Origin of the sequence: Geitlerinema sp. CS-897 (assembly GCF_028368005.1) — a bacterium.
In the GTDB taxonomy this organism is placed as follows: domain Bacteria; phylum Cyanobacteriota; class Cyanobacteriia; order Cyanobacteriales; family Geitlerinemataceae; genus Baaleninema; species Baaleninema simplex.
The window spans coordinates 42481-68539 of sequence record NZ_JAQNCQ010000088.1 but is presented as its reverse complement, the minus strand read 5'-3'; the positions used below and the strand labels follow the sequence as shown (position 1 = coordinate 68539).

Here is a 26059-nt window from a genome sequence, read left to right as displayed (position 1 = left end):
GTCAAGCAGATTGGTCGGCGTCTCAAGATTTCCGGCGCTCAGTGGGAACGTCAGAACGTTCCACAAGTCCTCAAGCAACGCTGTGCTTATCTCAATGGAGACTTTTACGCCTGACACTTGCAAAACTGGGATGCACCCTATAACCACGAACTCCGAAGACTCACATTTTACTCGAGACTGGCGACGAGGCGATCGTTGAAAATTCTCCTATCGATGCCTACTGGGGATGTGGAAAAGACGGAACGGGAAAAAATCGCCTCGGACAAATTTTAGAGATCGTGCGCGATCGCTTGAAACACGAAGCAGAAATCGACACTATCTCGACTCCCCAACACCATGAAAATTTACAAAAAAACCGACTTCGAGAGAAGCCGGTCAAAACCTCAAACCTTGATGCACGAGTCAGGTCGAGACAGCTTAAGTCATCGACCCGCAAGTTGCAAATTTAGTAAATTGGAACAGACGAATCGATTTCTTTGCTCCAAGCGTCGATACCACCTTTCAAGTTCGTTCCTTCGATCCCCGCTTCTTTCAAAATCGATAAGGCTTTCGCAGAACGACCGCCGAGCTTGCAGTGAGCGATCAGACGCCGTCCGTTCAGCTTTTCTTTGACCTTATCGATACCTTCGCCGCGTTCGATTTCTGAGAGCGGAACGAATACCGAGCCGTCAATCTTGGCGATTTCGTACTCGTTGGGGTTGCGGACGTCCAACAACATAAAATCGTCTGCACCGCTGTCCATTAACGCTTTGAGTTCGGAAACCGTCATTTCTGGCATACTCATTTTCCGCTTTTCTTCCTCCGCTTTAGCTTGGGGGATACCACAGAACTGTTCGTAATCGATCAATTTCTCGATCGTGGGACGTTCGGGATTGGGCCGCAGCTTCAATTCCCGAAAAGTCATGTCTAACGAATTATATAGTAATAGACGCCCGCTTAGCGTTCGGCCGCGTCCCAAGATAATTTTGACGGTTTCGGTGGCTTGAATGACGCCGATGATGCCGGGAAGAATGCCTAAAACCCCACCTTCAGCACAAGAGGGAACCATTCCCGGCGGTGGAGGTTCGGGATACAAATCGCGGTAGTTCGGACCACCTTCGTAGTTGAACACCGTCGCCTGACCTTCAAAGCGGAAAATCGAGCCGTAGACGTTGGGTTTGTCCAGCAGAACACAGGCGTCGTTGACGAGATATCGCGTCGGAAAGTTGTCGGTTCCGTCCACGACGATATCATAAGGTTCGATAATGTCGATCGCGTTTTCTGAAGAGAGCCGCGTTTCGTACAGATGTACTTCGCAGGTGGGATTGATTTCTTGAATGCGGTGTTTGGCCGATTCAATTTTGGGTTTCCCCACCCAAGACGTCCCGTGAATGACTTGACGCTGTAAGTTCGAGCGATCGACCACGTCGAAATCGACAATTCCGAGGGTTCCGACTCCGGCGGCGGCTAGATACAGCAAGAGTGGAGAACCGAGACCTCCAGTTCCCACACACAGCACTTTTGCCGCTTTGAGTCGCTTTTGTCCTTCGAGGCTGACCTCGGGAAGGATCAAGTGACGCGAATACCGTTCGTATTCGTCTTTGGTAAGCTGGATTTGCTCCAGATTGGGATCGAGCATAGCAGTCGAGGTAGGGCAAAGTTAGGATGAGTGGAGACCGATCGGCTTCGATCGCAAAACCGAACGGTACGAAGAGAGAAACAAACGAAAAACTGCCGACGCCTGTAAGCGTTTCAGGTTGCGTAGGCAGGCTTCGATCTCGTGAAAATTCCTCAGACTATTATCCTAGCGAAAGACCTTCGACCTTGGGCAAACCCGACCGATCTCGAGATCGATGTCTACGATCGCACCGTTTCCGCTCGGAACTGGTGGTTTTCGTCGAGTTGCCACGATCGCAGATCGATCGCCTGTCCTTCTCGTACCGACACGATGACATAAGAATACTGCGGCCAAGCCCAACTGCGATCGACTTCTGAGGGAATCGCGGGGTGGTTGGGGTGAGAGTGGTAGATACCGAGAATTTGCCAACCGCGATCGCGACTGGTTTTCTGAGCTTCTAACATCACCTCTGCGGCGATGGTATAGCGACGTTCCTGGGTGTTGAATTCTGCCGTTTCGTCGAAGGTCGTCGCCGTCTCGTCGTCCCAGGCGTTTTCCGTTTCCCAAATTTCGGCGACCCGCTTCTCTCCAGCCTCAGCATATCCCAAAATTAACCCGCAGCATTCACGGGGATAACAGCGTTCGGCATGGAATTCGATGTGTTGGCGGTGTTGGGGAGACAAGTGTAAAACCACAGGCACATCTCGACACGAACGCGATCGGAAAACGGAAGGGAGGACTTTTAATAACCGAGTAAGGCTCCCCAGGTGGCCGAACCGACAACACCATCGATATCGAGTCCGTAAGCGGCTTGCATGGCTTCGACGGCGTCAGCCGTTCCCGACCCAAAAACCCCATCGATATCGCCTCGGTAAAATCCCAAATCCTGTAAGAGAATTTGCAGTTCGACCACCGCCGAGCCTTCCGCTCCTTCTCGCAGGACGGGGAGGTCGTTCGTGGCAACGGTCGACGAAACTGGGTTCGGGGTACTGACGGCAGTTGTAGAGTACGGCATTGGCGTCGGCATGGGAGCGGCCGCCGTTGTGGGGGTCGGACAGATGCAGGTGGTCGAACCCGTGTTGGTGTAAACCGGGGTGGCGATACCGCCGACTTGCATGGGAGGAAACAGGCGGTTCCAGGTGTCGAGACCGACGACTCCATCGGCAGACAGTCCCGCCGACTGTTGGAATTGGGTGACGGCGGCGGCAGTTTCGTTATCGTACACGCCATCGACGACGCCAGGATAATATCCCATGAGTTTGAGAACCCCTTGCAGTTCGATCGCCGCTGCTCCCTCGCTCCCAACCCGCAGCGTCGGCCGCATGGTGTTGGCGTTGGGGAGGATTTGAGCCAGGTGTGGGGTTTTCTCGGTATTGGCTGGTGTGGCGTTTGGAGCGGCGATCGCTCCGCTTCCAAACCACAACAGGCTGAGAGCAGAACTGAGGCTCAACCACTGTTTCGGAGACTGTTTCAACATGACATCTCAACTCCCAAGGAATCCGTCGCGGTTCAATTTTGACTGAGAACGACGAAAAACAGCAAGCGCCTTGGCTTGTATTGTGCTTTGCGATCGCGCCAAGTCTCGGGAGTTAATCGACGGATACGGCGTCTACATCGACAGTGGTGTCGGCATCGTTGGGAACAGACGCCACCTCGGTTTCCGCTTCGGACACTGGCGACGATTGCAACCGTTCTGTCACCATCTGCACGACTTCCGACACGAGCAAGAACGCGATCGCCACGTCGTCGATTTGTCCGATGATGGGAATCACATCGGGGGAAATATCGAGGGGACTGAATAAGTACACCAGGGTTCCCAGGATGACCCACCAGCGATATTTGGGGTTTCTCAAGACGTTGCGATACCAAGTCGTCAGGGTTCGGGTGACCGTGTTCATGGGCAATTTCGGCTTCTCGCCGCGATTCCTATCTCTTTACTTATTTTGACATTGACGGTTGAGGGTCGAGCGATCGGCCTGGGTTCGGATTTCCGAGGCGGTTCTGAGGAGTGACGGGGTTGGTCGGGGGAAGATGCGGTGCGATCGAGCTGAGTCTGTACTTACCGCGATCGACAAGATTTCCGGAATCTTGAAGATTCCAGAGATCTGGCTTTTCTAATTTGAATCACCCAATATTTGGGGCAATACTCTTAAAATGGATTCGCGATCGCTCGCTTGCAAGCTTCCAATATACTTCAGCACCACTTGGAGATTCAAAGTACTAAAAACAGGTTTAATCACTGAAGGTTTAAGTAAGCCAGAACGTTGCCAATCTTGAATAATGACTTCTCCAAACCTAGCGGGAATCCTGACTCTAGAACTTACGGCCATCACGACAATATCCGAACGATTTCGATTGTAAGCCTGCGAACTGACCACGATAGACGGACGTTTGTTTGTGGTACTCAGATCGGTGAAAGGAAACTGAACGAGAACGATATCGCCAAATTTATAAGTTGTCGTAGATGGCATCGTCTTCGTTGTCCCAAACTTCTGCAAATGCGGCTTCCGAGGATTTCATGGCTGCGTTAGTTAGTTCGCGATCGAGTTCTGTTTCCAGCAATCGATCGATAAAATCTTGAACTTGGAGTTGTTGGCGTTCTGAAAGTTGTCGGACTTTTTCGAGCAGTTGTCGTTCTCGAGCGCTGATTTCGTTAAACACTGCAAAAGAAAAACACGATACTACATTTTATTTTACACGTAAAAAAAACAATATTGTAAATTTTAATATCGATCGAGGCTAAACCCTGTCTTAAATTTCGTTGATATCGGACAGTGACTAGCTTTAAATTCTTATAAAAATAGCAATACAATATTGAATTAGAGTAGTTCGTGGTAGACATCGTCCTCTGAATTGTCCCAAATCTTGTTTAAAGAAGTCTGACTAGCCTGTTGCCAAAACTCTTTCTCGTCACTGGAAAGTACGGTAACAAGCACCTGGCTTCCTTCTTCCAGTTCGATCGATTCTAGAAGTTCGAGTTTCCCATCTCGAACCGTTGCCCAAACTGTTTTAACCATTCCCTCAATCCCTCTCGAATCGTTCTGACTTACTGCAAAACACTTGCTGGCGAGATGACTGCGCGACCCATATCTTTATTTTTAACCCACGCTGCCTCACTGAACTGCCAGATACCACCACAACAGCGAACCTCACCGCATCGCCCCCCTTCCGAAACCCGACCCACAGGGTAAAATAGTCAGGCTAAACACATCCGTCGAACAAGGCATCAACCGTGCGTATCTCACTCAACTGGTTGCGGGAACTCGTAAACATCGATCTGTCCGCCGAAGACCTGGCCCACCGTCTCACCATGGCCGGCTTTGAAGTCGAAGACATCGAAGATCGCCAAACTTGGGCTGACGGCGTGGTTCTCGGAAAAATCGTCGGCATCGAACCTCACCCCAACGCCGACAAACTGCGCGTGTGCCAAGTCAACATCGGCACCGACGAAACTCAACAAATCGTCTGCGGTGCGCCCAACGCGAAAGCCGATCTCTATGTCCCCGTGGCCACCGTCGGAACGGTTCTCCCGCAAGTGGACTTGAAAATCAAACCCGCCAAACTGCGGGGCGTTCCCTCTAACGGGATGATTTGCTCTCTCGAAGAAGTGGGACTGTCGAAGGAATCTGAGGGCATTCACGTTTTTGGTGAAGGCGACGTCGCGGAACTCGATGCGAAAATCGGAAACGATGCCCGTCCCTTCCTGGGACTTGACGATACCGTTCTCGACCTTACCGCGACAGCGAACCGGGCCGACGCCCTGAGTATGGTGGGAGTTGCCCGAGAAGTGGCCGCTTTGACTGGGGCTCAGTTGAAGTTACCTCACTCCGAAGCGGGCGAGGTTCCCAGCAACGATACGCTGAAATTGGATGTCGCCGACAGCAACGCTTGCCCCACTTACATCGGAACGGCGATCGAAGGCGTCAAAATCGCGCCGTCTCCGGCTTGGTTGAAACAACGCTTGGAAGCGGCTGGCGTGCGTCCGATTAATAACGTGGTGGATATCACCAATTACGTGATGTTGGAGTGGGGTCAACCGCTACACGCTTTCGATCGCGATCGCCTACAACGCCTCACGGGAAGCGACGACCTCACCATCGGCGTGCGTTTCGCCAAAACCGACGAATCCCTCACCACCCTCGACGGACAAGAACGCCAACTCAGCCAACAGGCGTTAGTGATTACCGCCAATGACAAACCCATCGCCCTCGGTGGCGTCATGGGGGGCGAGGAAAGCGAAGTCCACGAGGGAACCACCAACCTCGTCCTCGAAGCGGCGTTGTTCGATCCTGTGGTCGTCCGTCGATCGTCTCGCAGTCAATCTCTCCGCAGCGAATCTTCGTCTCGATACGAACGGGGCGTCAATTTCGCCGAGTTGGAAGTGGCCTGTCAACGGGCGATCGCCTTAATTGGCGAACTGGCGGGGGGAACTCCGGTGACGCAGGCGATCGCCGATACGCGGCCGGAGTTGTCGAGTACGATTCAACTGAGGTGCGATCGCGTCCGTCAGGTTCTCGGAGAGGTTCGACTCGGCGACAGTATCGGCGACCTCCCCGAAACCGATATGAAACGCATCCTCGAAGATTTGAGTTTCGAGGTGACGGAAACGGACACCGAAGGCGTTTGGAACGTGAAAGTTCCGCCCTACCGTTCTCGGGACATCGAACGAGAAATCGACCTCATCGAAGAAATCGCCCGTCTCTACGGTTACGATAACTTCTGCGAAACTCTGCCCAAACAAGGGGCGTTAGGGCAACTGTCCCCGGAATTCGCCCTGACGGGACAACTGCGGGAAGCGTTCCGGGCGGCGGGATTGACGGAGTTAATCCACTACTCCCTCGTCAAACCCAGTCAAGACCGTCAAATCAAGCTGGGAAATCCCCTGTTTGCGGAATATTCCGCCCTACGGACCGAACTGCTTCCGGCGTTAATCGACGCTTTCGAGTACAACTTGAAACAGGGGAACGGTGCCCTCAACGGCTTTGAAATCGGTCGCGTCTTCTGGAAAGAGGGCGAGGAGTATCGGGAAAAAGACCTGGTGGCGGGGATTCTCGGCGGCGACCCCACGATGGGACGCTGGACGAATTCGGGGAAAGAAGATCCGATGGATTGGTTCGAGGCGAAAGGGGTTTTGCAGAGTGCGTTCGATCGCCTCAGCCTCGACGTGCAGTATCGCCCCGACAGCAGCGACGAACGGTTACACCCCGGACGCACGGCGTCGCTGTGGTTGCGGGGGCGTCAGTTAGGACGCTTCGGACAGCTTCACCCGCAACTGCGTCAAGAACGAGAGTTACCCGATGAGGTATACGTTTTCGAGTTGGAACTGAGTTTGTTACTCGAAGCGTTACCTTCGACGCAGGTTCCTAAGTTCACAGCGTTTTCGACGTTCCCAGCCAGCGATCGCGATTTGGCGTTCTTCGCCCCAGTTTCGGTGTCGGTGTTCGACTTGGAAAAAGTGATGAGTAAGGCGGGGGGTAAACTCCTCGAATCGGTGGAACTGTTCGACGAGTATCGCGGCGAAAACGTACCGGAGGGACAGCGGAGTCTGGCGTTCCGGTTGGTGTATCGGGCGGGCGATCGCACTTTAAAAGATAAGGAAGTGGACGACGCCCATCAAAAAGTCCGCAATTCGATCGCCAAGAAGTTCGATGTAGAACTGCGGAGTTAGTCGAGTTCGACGGTTTCGGTCACCGATCCTTCTTCTGCGAGGAGAGGGATCGTTGACGGTACGTCGAGTTCGCGGTTGTATGCGATGCGGTAGCCGAGAGCGTGACGCTCGATCGCGTATCCCACCCAACCGCGATCGAGCAGTTCGGTTTGAGCGACGAAATCGGAATGTTCGATAAATGTCGGTGGTGAAAGGGCGAGAGGTTTCATTTGAGCGTCGGTTTTCAGGACGAAGCGATCGCAGTTCTCGTGAAGTTTGACCCAACGGTAAATCCGAAAATTCAGATTGAGGAAAAGGCGTAAACTGGGATAGTTCGAGGGCGATACGGTCGCCCAAACCACCTCTTTTCCGAGTGTCTTGAGTTCTTGAAGGCTAATTTGAGTTAAGTGAGAGCCAAAGTTTTGCCCGCGATAAGGAGGCAAAATCACCACCCCAGTCAATCTCGCGTGTCGATGAATTTCTTGGGGTGGAATCGGTAGAGCGTCGAGCAGATAAGGTGTGTCAACAGAGGGATAGGCGGTTAGGCGAATTCCCACGAGTTCGTCTTGGCAGAATAATCCCAAGCTGAGATTTTGTGCGAGAATTTGTTCGATTTGTGAGGGAGGACGACGATCGAGAAATAAATTTCCGATACTTCGACTCGCGAACGATCGAATGTTAACAACATCGTCTAAATTTTGGATCGAGAGACGACAAATTTTATAGGGAAGTTTTTCGCAATGACTCGCTTCATGTTTGGTGAGTATACCGGAGGCGATCGCGATATTTTTCATTGTCGGTAAATGCCCCTTAAATGTAAAAAACTTTGAAAAACAGGTAGCTTTAAGAAGCAGTTGGTTTTTAGTACGACTTTTTAATCCGATTCAAACCAACTGCTAATTTTTGGTATTTTAAGTCTGTTGAGTTTTGCGAATTTAAGTTATACGGAATCTGTTTCCGATAAGCTGGGTTTTAAGAAGTCTTCACCACATCCCCCCTTAGCCCCCCTTTCAAAGGGGGGTTGGGGGGATAGAGAGACTTGTCAGGTTTGAAAAAACCAGTGTTTGAGTCCTCGACTCCGCTCGGACTCAACGCTGAGTGGAGTCGAAGCGTTGAGATTCGGATTCCGTATTAGAAATGCAACAGTCTCAGATCCCCGATTATAAAATACTTCAGAAGGTGTTCGATAGTCAATAAATTCTCGAAGGCGATCGCTGAGTAAATTTACTGATTTTTTGACAGCTTCTGGGGGCAAAATTTTAAAATTTATTTTCTTGGGAAAACACTGTCGAATTATTCCCTTTGTATAGGGTGCATCTCAAAAATGTACATTTATCGGAGGCAAGCTTGAATACTTAATTTCGCTGCTGTTGAGTTTCGAGATCGCTCCACCCATGGACTGAGCGAAGCCGAAGTCCAACCTACCCCCGACTCATATTTTTACAAAAGTTAAGATGAACCCAAAGAATAAGGGTTTTAGCCTCTAATTCTCATGTTCGTGCAAAACTGAGATGAACTCATACGGAATCCGTATCCGATAAGCTAGTTTTCAAGAAGTCTTCACCACATTTCCCCTTAGCCCCCCAAGGGAGAGAGAGGTTGGGGGGATAGAGGGACTTGTCGGGTTAGGCAAAACCAGTATTTGAGTCCGAGCGGAGTCGAGGACTCAACGCTTCGACTTCGTTCAGTGTTGAGATTCGGATTTCGTATCAGCATCGATCTCGTCTATTTTAGTTGTTAAGTCAGGAGCGATCGCCTTGAGTAGATTTTCAAAAACCTTTACCTGAGTTTTGCGTTTTGGAAAAGCGATCGCAGGTGGGTGATGCCCACCCAAACCTCTAGATTTTACACCTTACAACTTGCTGAATTTATCCGTCGCATCCACCAACGCACTGAGAATTCCCGATTCGCTCACCGAATGCCCGGCATCGGGAATCACCACGAACTCTGCTTCAGGAAACGCCTTATGTAACTCCCACGCCGACTGCATCGGGCAAACGATATCATAACGTCCCTGTACGATAAACGTGGGAATGTGACGGATGCGATCGACATTTTCTAATAACTGTTCTTTGCTTTTAAAAAAGCCTCGATTGACAAAATAATGACACTCAATTCGAGCGAACGCTTCAGCAAACCCTTCGCGACCGAATTTTTTCTTGACGTTGGGATCGGGGAATAACTTGCTCGTACTGCCTTCCCAAATCGCCCAAGCTCGAGCTGCTTTCAGCCGAACTCGTTTGTTGGGACTCGTCAACCGCTTGTAATATGCCTGCATCAAATCATCGCGTTCGGCTTCTGGAATCGGTTTCAAATACTCTTCCCAAGCCTCGGGAAAAATATAACTCGCACCCTCTTGATAAAACCAGCGCAATTCCTTCTGGCGCAACATAAAAATGCCGCGTAAAATCAACCCCGCACAGCGTTCGGGGTGGGTTTCAGCATAGCTCAACGCTAGGGTGCTTCCCCAACTTCCGCCAAAAACAGTCCAGGTTTCGATCCCTAACCTCTCGCGCAACCGTTCGATATCGCCGACGAGATCCCATGTCGTGTTTTCTCGCAATTCTGCATGGGGTTGACTGCGACCGCATCCTCGCTGATCGAACAAAATCAAACGCCATTTTTCCGGATTGAAATATTGGCGATAACTCGGAATCGAACCGCCACCGGGACCGCCGTGCAGAAAAACAGCCGGTTTGCCCTCGGGATTGCCGCACTCTTCGTAATAAATGGTGTGAAGTTCGGACACCTTTAAGGTTCCAGTATTATAAGGTTCGATGGGGGGGTAAAGTTCTCTCATGAAATTGAGGAAAGCAGGCTACAGAAGATAAACGATACACTCAAAAGAATACGATCGTCACCCGTTTTTTCACTGACGTACATATACTGGTTATGACTTCTGTCGATCCCCAAAGCCTAGCGCTGCAAGAAAAAACTGAGATTTGGCGCGATCGCCAACTTCAGAAAATTTGCGACGGACTTCGCCCCGGACAACGAGAAATGGCAGACTGGCAGGGGGGACCGTTGGCAGTTTCGGCGGTTCCCGGTTCGGGAAAATCCACGGGAATGGCCGCCGCCGCCGCGATCGCCATCGCTCGCAACCAGCTTAACGCCCACCGTCAAATTGCAGTGGTCACGTTTACGCGATCGGCCGCGGCCAACATTAAAGTCAAGATTCGCAACCATCTCAAAAATCTCAAACTTCCCCAGTGGGGCTTCTCCGTCTACACGCTTCACGGCTTAGCACTCAAAATCGCCCTGCGTCACCGGGAACTGGCGGGACTGGATTTCGACGACGTTTCGATCGTGCAAGTCAACCAAAGCCATCGCATTATCCGTCAGTGCGTCGAACAGTGGATCGATCGCTATCCCCTCCAGTACCGCCGTCTCGTTGAAGGAACGCAATTCGACGGGGAAGAAGCCGAACGCTTGCGGCGTCAGTCGGTGTTACGAACGGAAGTATTACCCAACTTGGCGGATACGGTGATTCGGGAGGCAAAATCCTCGGGATTACAACCCGAACAACTCTCGCAACTGAGCGATGCGATTCCCGATGCTTACGATATTTTGGAAATTGCAGCATATTTATATCGGGAATACGATCGCTTACTGCACGAAAACCGAGCGATCGACTACGACGATACGATTTTAGCGGCATTGCGGGTTTTGGAGGACGAGAGCGCCCGCAAACTTTGGCAAACTCACATTTTCGGCGTGTTCGAGGATGAGGCGCAGGACTCTTCACCGCTACAGACGGAACTCCTCAAACGCCTCGCTAGCGATCCCGATGGAACGGCGTTCCCGAACTTAGTGCGTGTCGGCGATCCCAACCAAGCTATCAACTCGACGTTTACCCCCGCCGATCCCGTGTATTTCCGTCGGTTTTGTCACGATTGCAATTTGAACGGCCGTCTGGCCGCGATCGATCGCGCCGGACGCAGTAGCGCCATCATTATGGAGGCGGCGAATTTCGTTCTCGAGTGGATTAACGATCGCTGGCGTCAGGGAAAATGGGGCGAAGCACCGGACGACCCGGAAGACGTACCCTTCGAGCCGCAACAGATTCGCCCCGTCGCCGCCGACGATCCCCAACAAAACGCCAACCCCGACGCTCTCGATGGAGGCTTAGAACTCCACCAACCCCCAACGGTTGAAGATACCGTCGATCGCATCGGACAACGGATTTTAAAGCTATTCGACGAGGAAAACGACCGATCGGCGGCGGTGTTAGTCCGAACTAACGACCAGGGACGCTTCGTCTCGACGACGCTACGACAAATTTACGGCGATCGCATCTCAGTTTACGATGTCGGCGAACAGGAACGCCTCTCGCGGGTGCCAGCGGAAATCCTGATCCTATTGCAATTTCTCGATCGCCCTCACTCCCCAGACAACCTCAAAGCCGCACTCAGCGTCTTCGTCGAACGCAAACTCATCCCGCGACAAGATCTCGACGCCCTCGCCAGTTTTCCCGAACGGTTTCTGTATCCCACCGCTCTCGATCCGCTTCCGTCTCCAGAAGTCCGTCAAGCCAAGAAATTTTGCTGTAACTTGCTCGGGGCGCGGTTGGAATTACCCCAAACCCATCTGATCCCGTTTTTGGGAATGACGCTGCGATATGAAGACACCGAACTCGCCACTGCCGACAAACTCGCCGAACGGGTGCTGCGAGATACTGTCGATCGAATGTCGTTACCGGGCTATATCGAAGTTCTCAGCGAAATTGTCAATGCGGAACGGTTCGAGCCGGTCGAAACCGAAGATGCAGAGTCGAAATACACGCGATCGGGTCAACTGACGGTCATCACCATGCACAAAGCCAAAGGGTTAGACTGGGACGTGGTATTTTTGCCGTTTCTGCAAGCAGATACGATTCCCGGCAGTTTGCGCGTGTTGCCACAGACACAGTTTCTCGGAAGCTTTTCCCTCGAAGAAGTAGCGCGAGCGCAAATTCGTCAGTATCTCTGGCATCGCGCCGATGAGAGAGGAGGGTTTTCGCCCTTCGATTCGCCGCTTCAATATTGGCAAATGGCAGAACGGTTAAAAATTGCCGAGGAGTTTCGTTTGTTGTACGTGGCGATGACACGGGCGAAACGGTTGCTGTGGATGGCGGCGGCGCAGGAAGCCCCGTTTACCTGGAGTAAAATCGAAAACTTTCAGAAAAAAGAACCCTGTCCGGCATTTGTGGCGTTACAACAGCGCTTTCCCCAGGGAATCGTTTAGGTCGGGGGGAGGAAGGGAATAGGGAATAGGGAACAGTACGGAAATTTTCCAATAAAAAAGCGCCCTCCGAAGAGGACGCTTTTTTGTAATTTTAGTTAGCTAAACCGTTTGCGCTAACTTCCAGAGGCTATGATTAGCCGTTGATGGAAGGAGCTTCGGTAGCTGCCAAGTCGAGGGGGAAGTTGTGAGCGTTGCGCTCGTGCATGACTTCCATACCCAAGTTGGCACGGTTGATCACGTCAGCCCAGGTGTTGATAACACGACCTTGGCTGTCGAGAACGGATTGGTTGAAGTTGAATCCGTTGAGGTTGAACGCCATGGTGCTGATTCCCAAAGAGGTGAACCAGATACCGACCACCGGCCAAGCACCTAAGAAGAAGTGCAAGGAACGGCTGTTGTTGAAGGAGGCGTATTGGAAGATCAGGCGACCGAAGTAGCCGTGAGCTGCAACGATGTTGTAGGTTTCTTCTTCTTGACCGAATTTGTAGCCGTAGTTTTGCGACTCGTTTTCGGTGGTTTCACGCACCAAGGAAGAGGTGACGAGAGAACCGTGCATTGCCGAGAACAAAGCACCGCCGAAGACGCCAGCCACACCGAGCATGTGGAAGGGGTGCATCAGGATGTTGTGTTCGGCTTGGAAGACCAACATGAAGTTGAAGGTTCCCGAAATGCCCAGAGGCATACCATCGGAGAAAGAACCTTGACCGATGGGGTAGATCAGGAACACAGCCGTAGCAGCGGCCACCGGCGCGGAGTAAGCCACGCAGATCCAGGGACGCATACCGAGGCGGTAGCTCAGTTCCCATTCACGACCCATGTAGCAGAAAACGCCAATGAGGAAGTGAAGGATGACGAGCTGGTAAGGACCGCCGTTGTACAGCCATTCGTCGAGGCTGGCAGCTTCCCAGATCGGGTAAAAGTGAAGTCCGATCGCGTTGGAAGACGGAACAACAGCACCAGAGATGATGTTGTTTCCGTACATCAGAGACCCGGCAACGGGTTCGCGGATACCATCGATGTCCACGGGAGGAGCAGCGATGAACGCGATGATGTAGCAGGTAGTCGCGGTCAGCAGGGTGGGGATCATGAGAACACCGAACCAGCCGATATAAAGGCGGTTGCTGGTGCTAGTGACCCACTCGCAGAACCGAGACCACAGAGACGCGGATTCGCGTTGCTGTAGTGTGGTCGTCATAGGTATGAATTATTGCGTTGTTTGTGGTTCAGCGCGAGAAGAATGATGTATGTATCTCGCTTGTAAATTATATTAACGCAATTGTTTCGGGTTGTAAAGGGTTTTGACGAAAATTTTTAAGAATCAGCCGGGCGGCCACTCCATCGGACGACCTCCGAGAACGTGAACGTGAAGGTGGAACACGGTTTGACCAGCTTCGGCACCTGTATTAACGATAGTTCGGTATCCCTGAGAGAGTCCTTCTTGTTGGGCGATCTGATTGGCGGTCAGCAGCAGGTGTCCGAGCAGGTCGCGATCGCTCTCTTGGGCATCTGCAAGGCTGGATAGAGACTTTTTAGGGATTACGAGGATGTGAGTCGGCGCTTGGGGCGCAATGTCGCGGAATGCGAGGCATAAGTCGTCCTCGTAGACGATATCTGCTGGGATTTCTTTGCGTACGATCTTCCCAAATATCGTATCTGTCATGGTTAAACGCTCGTTACGGAACTGTTGACCACAGTAGAACACCCGGCCAGTGCCGATCGCAGTCTCGTTACAGTCGTTAATAATTCTCGGCGATCGCTGCTGTTGACGGGTTCTGTGGCTCCTCCCGATCGCGCGATCGCCCTCATTTTCAAGCCAGTCTGAGATGAATATGAGACGTCGATGGCGGTGACTTCCTTAAAAAGTCGTTACATTTTTATACATTCATCTCTATATTCTTAAATGGCTGAATGGTTATTCAAGAGTAACATACAAACCGCCTCTGCTGTCGCCGGTGCTAATAACACGCCATTTCGATAATGTCCCGTCGCCAAAACGACGTTGTCGTATCCCGTTAACGTCCCGATGACGGGGGCGCAGCGATCGACCGGCCGCGGCCGCAACCCCTGCCACTGACGCGCGATCGCCGCCTCAACCAACTCTGGATAAAACCGCATCGCCTCAGATTTCAGCATTTGTAACCCACGCGGATCGGGAATCACATACCCCTTCGCGTCGGGAAACTCCACCGTCGCCCCCAGCCAAGCGCGTCCTTCCCCCGCCGACACCAAATGTACGTCGTTGGCGGTCACGACCGGATACTCTGACGGAAGCGCGATCGCCAACTCGATCGCCTGTCCCAACACCGGCTGAATCGTCACCGGTTCTCGCAACCTCTGAGAAAACGGCGTCGAACCCAATCCCGCCGACACCACGACCCAATCTGTCGAATGTTGTCGCGTCTCGTCGTTCGCATCCTTATATATAAGCGTGCGACAACAGCGCGTTTCGCCAGTTTCTATTTCCGCTTCCATCACCGTCGCACCGAACACGAAACGAACGCCGTGGCCTCTAGCCGCCTCTACCAACGCCCGAGCGAGCGGAATCGGCTGAATCTGTCGGTCTCGAGGAGAATACACCGCCGCCGCGATCGCTGCGGTTTCAATTTTCGGATATCGAGACTTCACCGCTTCGGGCGACCAAATCTCCAACGGAAACCCCTGTTCTCGACGGACTTGCGCTAACTTTTCCCATTTCTCCAAATTCTCCCCCGGAAAACACAACTTCAACACGCCGTTATCGTTGCGGGGAATCGGGCGATCGAGTTTCGCTTCCAACTCGGGAATTAACGTTTCGTAGCGTCGCAAACTCGCCTCTCGAAGTTTCCAAGCGCGAGTTTTCGGTTTTTTCTGGCTAATCGCCCCCATCAAAACCCCCAACGCCGCCCCCGTCGAACCCGACGCCGGATTTTCTGTCTCGAATACCGTAATCTCTAACCCCGAAACTCGGCTCAATTCGTAGGCGATCGCAGCCCCAACGATCCCGCACCCCACAATCGCAATTCGCATAATGTTATCACCCTCTAACAATGTCAGATAATCTAGATTAGACCTTCAAATCCCTCAATTTCGAGAAATTTTCCGCTTCTTACAAACTGCGATCGCTCTCAACAACCGTTTGCTATTTACAGTTTGCCAACTCTGTCCTGTAATAAGATTAAAAGTTGGCTCGTTTCTTAAACCTTTACGCGATCGAACGAGAGTTTTCAACCCTCCGAATTATCGTTCGCGAAAGTCGTGCGTCGCACCGGCGAAACCGAGTCCAACGCGAGAATTTCGAGAATTCCTGCAACCACCCTCGATCGCAACCCTCCTAAGGTGTAAATACCGTTATGACCGACTCGATTCGCATCCTCATGTGTCCGCCCCATCATTACGATGTGGACTACGTTATCAACCCCTGGATGGAAGGAAACATCCATCGTTCCTCCCGAGATCGCGCCGAAACTCAATGGGAAGGACTCTATAACATCCTCAAAGATCGCGCGATCGTCGATCTCGTCGAACCCGAAAAAGGCTGGCCGGATATGGTGTTCACCGCCAACGCCGGCCTCGTCCTCGGAACCAACGTCGTTCTGAGTCGCTTCTATCACCCCGAACGCCAAGGCGAAGAACCCCACTTCAAACGCTGGTTCGAAAAGAACGGCTTCACCGTCCACGAACTCCCAAAAGACCTCCCCTTTGAAGGGGCGGGAGACGCCCTGCTCGATCGCGAAGGACGCTGGCTGTGGGCGGGATACGGCTTCCGTTCCGAACTCGACTCTCACCCCTACCTGGCCAAGTGGCTGGACATCGAGGTACTGTCGCTACAACTGGTAGACGATCGCTTCTACCACCTCGATACCTGCTTCTGTCCCCTAGCTAACGGCTATCTCCTCTATTACCCTCCCGCCTTCGACTTCTACTCCAACCGCCTGATCGAAATGCGGGTTCCGGCGGAAAAACGCATCGCCATCGACGAACCCGACGCCGTAAACTTCGCCTGTAACGCCGTCAACGTCAACGACGTGGTGGTGATGAACCAAGCCAGCGACGACCTCAAAGCCAGACTCGCCGAAGTAGGCTTTACCGTCATCGAAACGCCCCTCAACGAATTCCTTAAAGCCGGGGGTGCAGCCAAATGTCTGACATTACGCACCACCGAACCCATCGCCTGCGACGTTGGCGCGACCGATTCGATCGTCTCAAAAACCCTTACCCTCCAAGGCCATCTTCTCGACGCCGGAATTATCAACCGCGCCCTGGATTTAATCGTCGAAGGCGGCGGAAGCTTCAAAGTCCAGAACTTCGACCTGGGCGCACAGCGTCAAAGCACCTCCTCGGCGGAAGTTCACGTATCCGCGCCTTCCAGCGCCGTGATGGAAGAAATCGTCGCCCAACTCATCGACTTGGGGGCGGTGTCTCTCCCTGAAGACGAACGAGACGCCCAACTCGAACCCGTCGTTCAAGCGGGTGTCGCCCCCGACGACTTCTACGTCACGACCATTTATCCGACAGAAGTTCGGATGAACGGCCAGTGGGTGCGCGTCCACAACCAACGGATGGACGGCGCGATCGCCGTTCGCGAAACCGAAAACGGCCTCGTCGCCCAGTGCAAGATTTTACGAGATCTCGAATTGGGCGAGAAAGTCGTCGTCAACATCGCTGGAATCCGCACCGTTCGCAAACCCGAATCTCGCGAACAACGGGGATCTCAAGAGTTCAGCTTTATGTCGGCTGGGGTTTCCAGCGAGCGTCGCGTGGAGTTAGTCGTCGAACAAGTGGCGTGGGAACTGCGGCGCATTCGCGATCGCGGCGGTAAAGTTGTCGTCACCGCCGGGCCGGTCGTCATCCACACCGGCGGCGCAGAACACCTCTCCTGGCTGATTCGCGAAGGCTACATCCAAGGACTTCTCGGCGGAAACGCGATCGCCGTCCACGATATCGAACAGTCGATGCTGGGAACCTCCCTCGGGGTGGACATGAAACGGGGCGTCGCCGTTCGCGGCGGACACCGCCACCACCTCAACGTCATCAACACGATTCGCCGTCACGGAAGCATCGCCAACGCTGTCGAAGCAGGAATTATTACCAACGGCGTGATGTACGAATGCGTGAAACATGACGTTCCCTTCGTTCTCGCCGGGTCGATTCGCGACGACGGACCGCTTCCCGACACGGAAATGGACTTGATTAAAGCCCAGGTGCAGTACGCCCGCGTTATCGAAAACACCGATATGATTCTAATGCTTTCCACGATGCTGCATTCGATCGGTGTCGGAAACATGACGCCCTCGGGCGTGAAGATGGTCTGCGTGGACATCAATCCGGCGGTGGTCACGAAACTGAGCGATCGTGGTTCGGTCGAATCTACCGGCGTCGTTACCGATGTCGGTTTGTTCCTGAGTCTGTTGGTGAAACAACTCGAACGTCTCACCAGTCCGATGGCGGTGTAAGAACAGCGGTGTAGGGTGCGTGACTTGAAAAATAGAGTGCCGATCGTGAGACCCATAAATCGTCACGCACCGCCAATGTACACCGCCAACAGACAAGGGTGCGTCAGACTTGAAAACCGAAAACGCGACCGGGACATCACTCTAACCTGACGCACCGCCGAGGTGTAAATCGCCCTACAACTCCCTTGTCTGTGTTCTCTGTGTCTGGTGTGGCGAATTTACCCCCAGATGGTTTCTAAATCTAAACTGGCTGCGATCGCGGCCAGTTTTTCTGTATCCTTAACGTTCTCCAAATAAGGAATGCACCCCAACACCGGAACCTGAGTCAGCGATTCGATTAAATCCTTCGGCGTCCACTTGGCGATATCCTCCTCCGTCCGAGGTTCGACGCAGTTCAGGACGATTCCCCGTAAATCCACCTTCATCTGACGCGCTAAGGCGACGTTCGCCACCGCATGGGAAATCGACCCCAACTTCACCGGAACGACTAGCAACGTCGGTAAACGCCAATCTCGCGCCAAATCCGCCACGGTGAGTTCTCGGGTAACGGGAGATCCCAAACCGCCCAAAAACTCCACCAGACAGAAATCTCGCTGTTGGCGAAGGTGTTGGAGTTCGCGCCAGACGACAGCGAGATCGATGGTTCGCCCTTCTTTTTCGGCGGCGAGAGGAGGTGCTAAAGGCGCTTGAAAATATTGCGGTGTAATGGATTCCGGGCTTTGGTCGAGGTCAAAGACTTCCGTAAAAAACTCGCGATCGCCGGTTCCCGACTGTAGCGGCTTCATCAACCCCAAGGAGCGATCGGGGCGATATTTGCGCCAATAGGCGACCAATGCGGCGGTCAAGACAGTTTTTCCCGCGTCGGTATCCGTTCCCGCGATCGAGAGTGCGTGCGATCGAATCTCAGCCATGAAACCCAAATCATCCCTAAATATCACGATTTACGATTGTACGGGGTTCAGCCGAGGAGTTGTTGGTAAAACTCGAGTTGCTGCTGGGCGATCGCGCGGTTCGTATAGCGTTTCATGGCGCGATCGAATCCCTGCTGGGCTTTCTGTTTTGCCAATTCGGGATCGTCGATCGACGTTACCAAACATTCCCGCAATTTTTCGGCGTTTCCTTCAGGAAACACCCAACCCGTATCGTCGATGACATAGGGAATTTCCCCCGAATCGGAACCGATAAGCGGAACGCGACAGGCCATGGCTTCGATGAGAACGTGGCCGAACTGTTCTTTCCATCCTACCGACGAAAGGGTTTTGAATTTATAGGTGGTTTCTGAGGGTAAAACCAGCGTGTTGAGTAAATTGATATAGCGATACACTTCGTCGTGGGGAACGCTTTCGACGAAAATCACCCGGTCTTCAAACTGATTTTCTTTAACCCAGAGTTCTAGAGATTCCTTCAGCACGCCTCGTCCGAGAAGTACCCATTTCCACGGGCGATCGCGCAGTCCTTCTAACGCCTGACACAGCGTTAACAAGCCCTTTTCTTCAACGAACCGTCCCACGAAACCCACCACGAAATCTGTTGGCTCGAGTCCGAGTTGTCGGCGTAGATCGGAAACCTCTTGGGGACGAAATAGGGTTTCGTCAACGCCCAATTGAGGAAGTACCGTAATCGGCCCGTTGTAGCCGCGATCGCGCAGAATTTCCGCCCCATCTTGATTTCCCGTAATCGCTCCGTCCGTGTTGCTGAGATTATACTTTTCCAACAGCGATACAGGAAACTTCAACGTATAGGGAATGTTCCACCAGGTAAAAAAGACGTTTTTCGCCTTCAGTCCGAGCAATTTATTAAGGGTAATGGTTTGGGCATATCCCAACGCTTTCGCCCCTTGTTCGACTTGAATAATTTGAGGACGAAACTGACGCAATAGGTCTACTAAATCCCAGCCAAAGGTTAACAGTCCCTGTTGGTTTTGACTGAAATTCGATAGCGGAACCACGCGAAACGCTCCTTCGTCTAGCGGTTCGCTTTCGACGACGCGATTTTGAACTCCGCCGGGTTTCCAGCGTTTGGGAACCACCACCGTTACTTCGACATCGGGGGCGAGGTTGGCGAGTTCTCGCAGCTTTTCTCGATTGAGATCGACGATATAGGTATGACTGGCGACAACAATTCTCATGATTTTTTAATTAATATCAAGACGACATAGCTTCATCGTACATTCGATCGTAGAATTGACTGGTTTTTTGCTCGTTGTGGTGCGTTTCTGCTCGTTCTAACGCTCCCGCACTCAATCGCTCGTAAGTTTCAGAACAATTATCGCCCTCCCAAAAAGTCTGTAATTTTTCTAGAATATTTGCGGCGAGGCGATCGTAGACACTGTCGATAAAATCCCAGTATTCGTCTTGGAATTCTCGTCCGTAAAATGGGTTTTTCCAAGTATTTTGAGGAGTGCGATCGACCTCTATTAAATATCCGGTTTCACCGTCTTTGACAAACTCGGGTAACGCACTAATATTTGTCGTAATGGCTGGTGTGGCTGTGGTAAATCCTTCTACGATACTGAAACCGTAAGTATCGTTGAGGGTGGCCATGATTTGAAAGTGGCTTTGCGTTAAAAGCTCGAAGACTTTTGAGTCTCCGACTATACCGTAAAACGTCACGTTTTCTAAGTCTAAAAGTTGTAAATCGTTTTTGTAGCGATCGCGATCGGGAAAATCAGTTGGAACGCCTCTTCCACATTTGAGTTGAGAAATGACGTGCAGGTGAAACGGTAAATTTAACTCTAACGCTTTTTTAGCAACTCGTAGAGCGACGATCCCTCCTTTTCTCGCGAAATGACGGCCGATAAACATACACTGTAACGGTTGGGTGCGATCGTAACGCTTAGGAGACTCGACGCGAATCGGAAAACTCGGATGAACGGTGACAACTTTAGGGGAGATTCGATCGATCCCGTTCCAATCTTGATGTTGTTCGAGAAACCGTTGTTTCGCCCAATCTGAAAGCGCGATAAGTCGATAGCAGTTGTTGCGAGCGAGGCGATCGCGCAGCCGTTCGTAAAAAAACTTTGCAAGCGGACGATCGGAACTGACGGACATCAAGGGTAAAATCCGCTCGAAACTCACCACAAACGGTCGGTTTATATAAGGAATGCTGTTAAAAGCATGAACCATATCGTACCGTTTAAACGTGGGTTTCCAGGCGGCCAAACAGCTAAATGGCGACCAAAGTCGACTTAACGGGTAGCGTCCGGCCGGAAACGCAACGGTTCTGATAATTTGATATTTGGAGTCGCAGGGGCTGTTGGGTCGAATCATGCGCTGGTTCCCCGCATAGATAATTCGTTTCACGATCGCTCCTCTCAATAAAAGGGGTCTCATCCACCCTACGCACTGGTTAAATCGTCTTGACGACTGTAAATTTGTCCGTCGTCCCAAAGCGATTGAATCCAAGTTTTGAGGGCTTTCAAAAATCCCATCGCGTAAAATCCAAACCGGACTAACACCTTGAGAGGAGAACCACTTTTATTACAAGGGGGATGTCCGAGAACGTGACAGTCAAACAGCTTGGCAAAAAAGCGCAAACACTGTCCGAACGTTAAATTGTGAAGCCCCATAAAAAAGTGATTGTGATAAAATGTAATCTGGTACTTAACGGATTTCGTACTGATATCGTGACAGCCTCCCGTTTCTTCTCCTAGGTGAATTAAAGAGGCATCGGGATCGTACCAAATTTGAAAGCCGGTTTTACGGAACCGCAAACAAAAATCCGATTCTTCGCGAACCGCACTTCCGCGATAGCGTTCGTCGAATTGCAAGCCGAACTTGTCGAAAACCTCCCGGCGAAACGACATATTACAACCTCGCGCCGAGAGAACTTGCTGGGGTTCGATCGTGTGAACTAAATCGATGTAATACCACGCGATACCGGGATCCATTGCTTCCGGGGGGAGTTGTTTAATTTTGAGAGCGCCCCCAGAGTCGGCGAGTTTCATGCGATCGAAAACCCGTCCGGCGACAGCACCAATTTCTGGGCGATCGACATAATTTCTGGCGTGAGTTTGTAAATAGTTCGGTTCGAGTTTCACGTCGTCGTCGATAAACACGATAACGTCTCCCGTAGCACGACGAACTGCATAATTTCGCGCACCGGGAAGACTCGCCCAATCCACGCGATACCAGTGAATTTTACCCGCTTCAGCGAGTTCTTGGAGATAGCGTTCTGTTTCGGGTTCGTGAGTGGGCGTTTGATCGACGACGATCGCTTCAAAGTCGGGATAATCTTGTTTGAGAACGTCGGCGATCGTATCCCGCAACGCAGCTTCGCGGCGATAGGTGGGGATAACAACCGAAATCGAAGGCAAGTTCACAGCGAGCAACTCCTAAATGCGATCGGATATCGAGAATCATACAGGCAATTTATTTAGCCGTCACTTTTTTTTGTCGTGCGTTTTTCTTGCGTTTTTTGGGATCGTCGTCCTCCAATTCTTCGAGAGCTGCCAGTCGAGCCAATTCTTGCTTTTCAAGTTCGGGTAATCGCAACGTTGCCCCGATCGCCATCCAGTAATAGACAGCTACCGGATCGACGTCGAGAGGATAATAATAAGTTTGGTAGCTGATAAAAAAGATGAAAACCCAAAAACTGGCGGCGTAGCTGCGAAAGTGTTTTTCTTTAATCGATCGCCAAACTTTAAACGTAGCGATGGTTAAAGACGTTACGACTCCGAGAAACGAGAGAACCCCAATCGGCCCGATTTCGTACAATAGTTTAGGATAATAAGTCTCAATTAAAGCCGTATCGCCAAACATTCGGGCTGAATTCGTTGCTCGTCCGAGGCCGTGTCCGAAAATACCGCTTTGACCTTTTGACGTAAACTCCGCTTGGTGTGCGATAAATTCCGTTGGCGGAGAGGCTTGCCACCGGGAGATCGTACTATCGATCCGTCCTTGAATAACATCGGGAAACAAGATCGTCCCCAGCACGATCAAGACGCTAATGCCACCGACGATCGGGATAAACCGTTGAGGTTTGGAAATTTGTCCCGTGAGAACTAACAGAATCACTGTAATCACCGGGACGAGTAGCAGTGCAATTCGCTGCCCGGAAATAACGGCGTTGACGAAAACCAACGCCATGCCGAGAAAACTCACGAGTTGCCAAATTAAAGACGGATCGCTAAAGGCTGAGGCAAAGGTAAAGAACGTGTTCCCAATTAAAAACCAAGCCCACTGCCAGGGGGCGACAAACGTGCCGGGAAGACGAATCATATTTTGCGACGGACTGAACACTAGCGATCCGCCCACTAAACATTTCGCATCGAGGGTTGCTTTAAATAAGTCGTCTCCAGTAAGGTGATCGGTTCCCTGACAAGTCCCCGAGGACAGCATCATATACTGCACCAAGCCGAGGAAACAACAAATAATGGCAAGAACGACGTGGGTGCGTGTAAACAACAAAAAATCTTTTTTATCTTTAATCAAATAATAGGTACAGGTAATTAACGGAAGATACCCGATAAAAACCTTAAGCCCGAGTAGTCCCATCGCAATGGGTTGTTCTCCTGGCGTTCCCGAAAATTGTTGGGAGACGTTCGTGGCAAGAAACGTCATGAGGAGGATGCCCATCAACACCATCAGCGGCGTTTTGAGGGCTTTGGGCATGATAAACGGTTTGCGTTGCTTGCTCAGGATTTGCCAAATGGCAAACATGGCCGGAAAGGCAAAGCCGTCTTTTGCCAATTGAAATAACGCATTTCCGCCGCCGATCCAATAGGTAATCGTCCCGGCAAACGGCATATAAATTACAAACGCCCAGAGTGCGAGGAACGGGTATTTATAAGACATCCATAGCGCGATAATGCCGCCACCTCCAGCGATCGCCAGTTTTTCGTCTTTTACAAAAAATAAGGCGATCCCGACGATCGCGCCCACGACTGCCGACGTTGCGAAGGTTTGAATTAGTTCCTTACGTTCCTTGGCTTGCTTGCGTTTTTTCGCGGCGAGTTCTTTTTTACTCAGAACTGGCTCGTTAGGATTGGGAGGAGTCTGACCTTTTTTCTGTTTCGATTTCTTCGATTTTTTACCGGGCATCGTCCGAACGAGAAACTACACCAGTGGTTCGTTGACTTTGACACCATCGCGTTTGACAATGTAAGCCGGCACCCCAACGACAACACAGTTGGCAGGAACGTTTTTAACGACAACCGCATTCGCTCCCACGACAACGTTATCTCCGACTTTTATGTTACCTAAGACTTTCGCGCCCGCTGTAATCCGGACGTTATTTCCGATCGAAGGGCGTCCGCTGCGGTCTTTATAGCCGATCGTCACTTGTTGGTTGACCCAGCAGTTTTCGCCCATATCCGCCATGATAATCGTGCTGAACCCGTGTTGGAGGAACAGTCCCGACCCGATTTTGCTGGAGTTGTCGATAAATAGATAAGGACAGGGACGGTAAACGATCTTCAGCAGTGCTAGAACAATTCGGGAGAGCAGGTTACTTTGAAAGATGCGGTGATAGAACAGATTTCGGAATTCAGGATGTTTGGCGAGTAAATAGAGGAGGTTGACGAGGGGCGATCGATTGGGGCGATCGAGATTTTCGATCCAGCATTTCGTATCGTAGCGAATCGTATCGCGATCGGCACTCAACCCAAACAGAACCAGTAACGGCGACACCCAAAGTAACGAGAGGGTCGAGAGAATGCCTTTGAAAACTGATTTCATGGTGGGGGGAAGTGCCGGGTTGCGTTTGAAAGTGGCAAGCTCGGTGTTTGCTACCGAGCTGTCTCCAAAACCGATTCCACTATAGCTCGGTGACTTTGCTTCCTGCCAACCTCGAAGACGCGGGGAATTTGTTCCGAGAACGGTCTGGGTTTGGTATGGTTGTATCCGTGTTTTGCCCACTACGCCCGGTCATGTCCCAACCCAAGATTTCTGAGATCGAGGTTCTGCCGCCGTTTCCCGAAGCGGGGTTGCGGATCTATCCGAGCGATCGCACGGCGATCGCCGTTCCCCTCAAGCTCTCCCTCGTCGTTCCGACTTACAACGAACGCCGCAACCTTCGCCAACTGGTCGAACGTCTGATACAACTGCTCGATCGCCTGATTCCTGACGATTACGAACTGATCGTGGTGGACGACGACAGTCGCGATCGCACCTGGGAACTGGCCGATCGCCTCGCCGAAACCTATCCCCAACTGCGATCGATCCGCCGCTGCCACGAACGGGGACTCTCCACTGCCGTAATCCGAGGCTGGCAAGCGGCCCGAGGCGAAATCTTAGCGGTCATCGACGCCGATTTACAACATCCCCCGGAAGTGCTGGCGAATTTGTGGGCGGAGATCGATCGCGGGGCCGATCTCGCCGTCGCCAGTCGTCACGTCGAAGGTGGCGGCGTCAGCGATTGGAGTCTCACGCGGCGGTTCCTCTCTCGTGGAGCGCAACTGATCGGTTTAGTCCTGCTTCCCGGTGTGGTTGGCCGCGTCAGCGATCCCATGAGCGGCTTTTTCATGGTGCGTCGAGATGCGATCGCCGGAAAATCCCTCGATCCCGTCGGTTACAAAATCCTCATCGAAGTTCTCGGACGGGGCGACATTCGCTGGATTGGCGAAGTGGGGTACGTCTTCCAAGAACGCAACGAAGGCGAAAGCAAAGTCACCGCGAAGCAGTATCTCGAATACTTACAACACCTGCTAAGACTGCGCGTCGATCTGTTTCCCCTGGCGCGATTTCTGCGTTTCGGCGTCGTGGGATCGAGCGGTGTGTTCGTCGATTTAGCCGTGTTTTACCTGCTGCGCGACGGTTTGGGGTGGGGACTGACCCGCAGTGCCGTTTTGTCGGCGGAAGTAGCGATTTTCAATAATTTTTTGTGGAACGACTTGTGGACGTTTGCCGATTTGTCTGGCCGACAACGGGGATGGCGCAAGCGGTTCAAGCGATTTCTGAAATTTAACGCAGTTTGTCTAGCGGGGTTGATGTTGAACGTGGCGATCGTCAACCTGCTGTTTAACCTGTTGGGTGTCAACGAGTATATTGCGAAATTAACGGCGATCGCCCTCGTCACCTTTTGGAACTTCTGGATTAACCTAAAACTCAACTGGCGCGTGACAGACGTGCGGTGAGGAGAAAGGGAGAGGGGGAGAAAGGGAGAGGGGGAGAAACTCTCAACTCTCAATTGTCTTCTCTCCTCATCTCATCATCCCCTCAC

23 protein-coding genes and 2 pseudogenes are annotated in these 26059 nt (G+C 51.9%); 7 read left to right on the top strand and 18 right to left on the bottom strand.

Translation table 11 applies throughout. The annotated features are described in order from the left end of the window. Positions 1–114: pseudogene (locus POG22_RS04755) on the top strand (ISKra4 family transposase); the annotation flags it as partial. Positions 115–164: 50 nt separating this feature from the next. Next, positions 165–302, top strand: a pseudogene (locus POG22_RS04750) (NADAR domain-containing protein); the annotation flags it as partial. Positions 303–445: 143 nt separating this feature from the next. Here POG22_RS04750 and moeB read toward each other — a convergent pair. The 7 genes from moeB to POG22_RS04715 all read right to left on the bottom strand — a co-directional run bounded on the left by moeB (position 446) and on the right by POG22_RS04715 (position 4614). Beyond that, positions 446–1618 (bottom strand): molybdopterin-synthase adenylyltransferase MoeB, encoded by a 1173-nt coding sequence (moeB, locus tag POG22_RS04745; RefSeq protein ID WP_498903902.1) that lies wholly within the window; start codon positions 1616–1618, stop codon positions 446–448. A 218-nt stretch (positions 1619–1836) separates the two neighbouring features. Continuing rightward, entirely contained in the window at positions 1837–2292 is a 456-nt protein-coding gene (locus tag POG22_RS04740) for a M67 family metallopeptidase (RefSeq protein WP_498903901.1), read from the bottom strand. Positions 2293–2339: 47 nt separating this feature from the next. Continuing rightward, the gene (locus POG22_RS04735; RefSeq protein WP_498903900.1) at positions 2340–3074 is read right to left on the bottom strand and encodes a peptidoglycan-binding domain-containing protein; all 735 of its coding nucleotides are present in this window, start codon (positions 3072–3074) and stop codon (positions 2340–2342) included. Positions 3075–3186: 112 nt separating this feature from the next. Next, a complete protein-coding gene (locus POG22_RS04730) occupies positions 3187–3495 on the bottom strand; it encodes a YkvA family protein (protein ID WP_017662504.1) in 309 nt (102 codons plus the stop codon). A 216-nt stretch (positions 3496–3711) separates the two neighbouring features. Next, positions 3712–4068, bottom strand: coding sequence for a type II toxin-antitoxin system PemK/MazF family toxin (locus POG22_RS04725; protein WP_498903899.1), 357 nt, complete (start codon positions 4066–4068; stop codon positions 3712–3714). Then, positions 4046–4258, bottom strand: coding sequence for a SymE family type I addiction module toxin (locus POG22_RS04720; RefSeq protein WP_428013666.1), 213 nt, complete (start codon positions 4256–4258; stop codon positions 4046–4048). Before POG22_RS04720 ends, POG22_RS04725 begins: the two co-directional genes overlap by 23 nt. Positions 4259–4416: 158 nt before the next feature. Next, on the bottom strand, positions 4417–4614 hold the full coding sequence (locus POG22_RS04715; protein ID WP_498903898.1) for a hypothetical protein: 198 nt from the start codon (positions 4612–4614) through the stop codon (positions 4417–4419). A gap of 215 nt (positions 4615–4829) precedes the next feature. Here POG22_RS04715 and pheT point away from each other — a divergent pair, with 215 nt between their 5' ends. Continuing rightward, positions 4830–7265: a phenylalanine--tRNA ligase subunit beta gene (pheT, locus tag POG22_RS04710; protein WP_498903897.1), complete on the top strand. Its 2436-nt coding sequence runs from the start codon at positions 4830–4832 to the stop codon at positions 7263–7265. Here the strand turns inward: pheT and POG22_RS04705 are convergent. Next, the gene (locus POG22_RS04705; protein ID WP_498903896.1) at positions 7262–8038 is read right to left on the bottom strand and encodes a GNAT family N-acetyltransferase; all 777 of its coding nucleotides are present in this window, start codon (positions 8036–8038) and stop codon (positions 7262–7264) included. The two genes, pheT and POG22_RS04705, sit on opposite strands and share 4 nt — an antisense overlap. Positions 8039–9096: 1058 nt before the next feature. Next, positions 9097–10044, bottom strand: a complete 948-nt coding sequence (gene pip, locus POG22_RS04700; RefSeq protein ID WP_498903894.1) for an alpha/beta hydrolase family protein — start codon at positions 10042–10044, stop codon at positions 9097–9099. Positions 10045–10136: 92 nt separating this feature from the next. On the opposite strand from pip, the gene POG22_RS04695 reads away from it, so the two are divergent. Beyond that, on the top strand, positions 10137–12467 hold the full coding sequence (locus POG22_RS04695; protein WP_498903893.1) for an ATP-dependent helicase: 2331 nt from the start codon (positions 10137–10139) through the stop codon (positions 12465–12467). A 133-nt stretch (positions 12468–12600) separates the two neighbouring features. On the opposite strand, the gene psbA is transcribed toward POG22_RS04695, so the two are convergent. Further along, the gene (psbA, locus tag POG22_RS04690) at positions 12601–13662 is read right to left on the bottom strand and encodes a photosystem II q(b) protein (protein ID WP_017662363.1); all 1062 of its coding nucleotides are present in this window, start codon (positions 13660–13662) and stop codon (positions 12601–12603) included. Positions 13663–13785: 123 nt separating this feature from the next. Next, the gene (locus tag POG22_RS04685) at positions 13786–14127 is read right to left on the bottom strand and encodes a histidine triad nucleotide-binding protein (protein ID WP_063716573.1); all 342 of its coding nucleotides are present in this window, start codon (positions 14125–14127) and stop codon (positions 13786–13788) included. Between the two features lie 24 nt (positions 14128–14151). On the opposite strand from POG22_RS04685, the gene POG22_RS04680 reads away from it, so the two are divergent. Next, positions 14152–14289, top strand: a complete 138-nt coding sequence (locus POG22_RS04680; RefSeq protein WP_190288558.1) for a hypothetical protein — start codon at positions 14152–14154, stop codon at positions 14287–14289. A gap of 74 nt (positions 14290–14363) precedes the next feature. Here POG22_RS04680 and POG22_RS04675 read toward each other — a convergent pair whose 3' ends face one another. Further along, complete coding sequence (locus POG22_RS04675; RefSeq protein WP_190288557.1) at positions 14364–15473, bottom strand: FAD-dependent oxidoreductase; 1110 nt, start codon at positions 15471–15473, stop codon at positions 14364–14366. Positions 15474–15796: 323 nt separating this feature from the next. Between POG22_RS04675 and argZ the strand changes: the two genes are divergently transcribed. Then, positions 15797–17899, top strand: a complete 2103-nt coding sequence (gene argZ / locus POG22_RS04670; protein ID WP_498903891.1) for a bifunctional arginine dihydrolase/ornithine cyclodeaminase — start codon at positions 15797–15799, stop codon at positions 17897–17899. Between the two features lie 218 nt (positions 17900–18117). On the opposite strand, the gene bioD is transcribed toward argZ, so the two are convergent. Genes bioD through POG22_RS04640 form a run of 6 tightly spaced genes read right to left on the bottom strand, consistent with a single transcriptional unit; the run spans position 18118 to position 24576 of the window. Further along, positions 18118–18810, bottom strand: a complete 693-nt coding sequence (bioD, locus tag POG22_RS04665; protein ID WP_498903890.1) for a dethiobiotin synthase — start codon at positions 18808–18810, stop codon at positions 18118–18120. Between the two features lie 47 nt (positions 18811–18857). Beyond that, positions 18858–20027, bottom strand: a complete 1170-nt coding sequence (gene hpsO, locus POG22_RS04660) for a hormogonium polysaccharide biosynthesis glycosyltransferase HpsO (RefSeq protein WP_498903888.1) — start codon at positions 20025–20027, stop codon at positions 18858–18860. Positions 20028–20043: 16 nt separating this feature from the next. Next, the gene (locus POG22_RS04655) at positions 20044–21201 is read right to left on the bottom strand and encodes a glycosyltransferase family 4 protein (RefSeq protein ID WP_498903887.1); all 1158 of its coding nucleotides are present in this window, start codon (positions 21199–21201) and stop codon (positions 20044–20046) included. 35 nt (positions 21202–21236) lie between these two features. Further along, positions 21237–22220: a hormogonium polysaccharide biosynthesis glycosyltransferase HpsN gene (hpsN, locus tag POG22_RS04650; protein WP_063716567.1), complete on the bottom strand. Its 984-nt coding sequence runs from the start codon at positions 22218–22220 to the stop codon at positions 21237–21239. Between the two features lie 49 nt (positions 22221–22269). Further along, the gene (gene hpsL, locus POG22_RS04645; RefSeq protein ID WP_063716566.1) at positions 22270–23940 is read right to left on the bottom strand and encodes a hormogonium polysaccharide biosynthesis protein HpsL; all 1671 of its coding nucleotides are present in this window, start codon (positions 23938–23940) and stop codon (positions 22270–22272) included. 15 nt (positions 23941–23955) lie between these two features. Next, positions 23956–24576, bottom strand: coding sequence for a serine O-acetyltransferase (locus POG22_RS04640; protein ID WP_017662353.1), 621 nt, complete (start codon positions 24574–24576; stop codon positions 23956–23958). 191 nt (positions 24577–24767) lie between these two features. Between POG22_RS04640 and POG22_RS04635 the strand changes: the two genes are divergently transcribed. Then, positions 24768–25973, top strand: a complete 1206-nt coding sequence (locus POG22_RS04635) for a glycosyltransferase (protein WP_063716565.1) — start codon at positions 24768–24770, stop codon at positions 25971–25973. The last annotated feature ends 86 nt before the right edge of the window (positions 25974–26059 follow it).

Bases quoted from the DNA above. Each gene is read 5' to 3' on its own strand.
- moeB (WP_498903902.1), bottom strand. From the start codon at position 1,618: ATGCTCGATCCCAATCTGGAGCAAATCCAGCTTACCAAAGACGAATAC.
- POG22_RS04735 (WP_498903900.1), bottom strand. From the start codon at position 3,074: ATGTTGAAACAGTCTCCGAAACAGTGGTTGAGCCTCAGTTCTGCTCTC.
- POG22_RS04730 (WP_017662504.1), bottom strand. From the start codon at position 3,495: ATGAACACGGTCACCCGAACCCTGACGACTTGGTATCGCAACGTCTTG.
- POG22_RS04725 (WP_498903899.1), bottom strand. From the start codon at position 4,068: ATGCCATCTACGACAACTTATAAATTTGGCGATATCGTTCTCGTTCAG.
- POG22_RS04715 (WP_498903898.1), bottom strand. From the start codon at position 4,614: ATGGTTAAAACAGTTTGGGCAACGGTTCGAGATGGGAAACTCGAACTT.
- POG22_RS04705 (WP_498903896.1), bottom strand. From the start codon at position 8,038: ATGAAAAATATCGCGATCGCCTCCGGTATACTCACCAAACATGAAGCG.
- pip (WP_498903894.1), bottom strand. From the start codon at position 10,044: ATGAGAGAACTTTACCCCCCCATCGAACCTTATAATACTGGAACCTTA.
- POG22_RS04695 (WP_498903893.1), top strand. From the start codon at position 10,137: ATGACTTCTGTCGATCCCCAAAGCCTAGCGCTGCAAGAAAAAACTGAG.
- psbA (WP_017662363.1), bottom strand. From the start codon at position 13,662: ATGACGACCACACTACAGCAACGCGAATCCGCGTCTCTGTGGTCTCGG.
- POG22_RS04685 (WP_063716573.1), bottom strand. From the start codon at position 14,127: ATGACAGATACGATATTTGGGAAGATCGTACGCAAAGAAATCCCAGCA.
- POG22_RS04675 (WP_190288557.1), bottom strand. From the start codon at position 15,473: ATGCGAATTGCGATTGTGGGGTGCGGGATCGTTGGGGCTGCGATCGCC.
- argZ (WP_498903891.1), top strand. From the start codon at position 15,797: ATGACCGACTCGATTCGCATCCTCATGTGTCCGCCCCATCATTACGAT.
- bioD (WP_498903890.1), bottom strand. From the start codon at position 18,810: ATGGCTGAGATTCGATCGCACGCACTCTCGATCGCGGGAACGGATACC.
- hpsO (WP_498903888.1), bottom strand. From the start codon at position 20,027: ATGAGAATTGTTGTCGCCAGTCATACCTATATCGTCGATCTCAATCGA.
- hpsL (WP_063716566.1), bottom strand. From the start codon at position 23,940: ATGCCCGGTAAAAAATCGAAGAAATCGAAACAGAAAAAAGGTCAGACT.
- POG22_RS04640 (WP_017662353.1), bottom strand. From the start codon at position 24,576: ATGAAATCAGTTTTCAAAGGCATTCTCTCGACCCTCTCGTTACTTTGG.
- POG22_RS04635 (WP_063716565.1), top strand. From the start codon at position 24,768: ATGTCCCAACCCAAGATTTCTGAGATCGAGGTTCTGCCGCCGTTTCCC.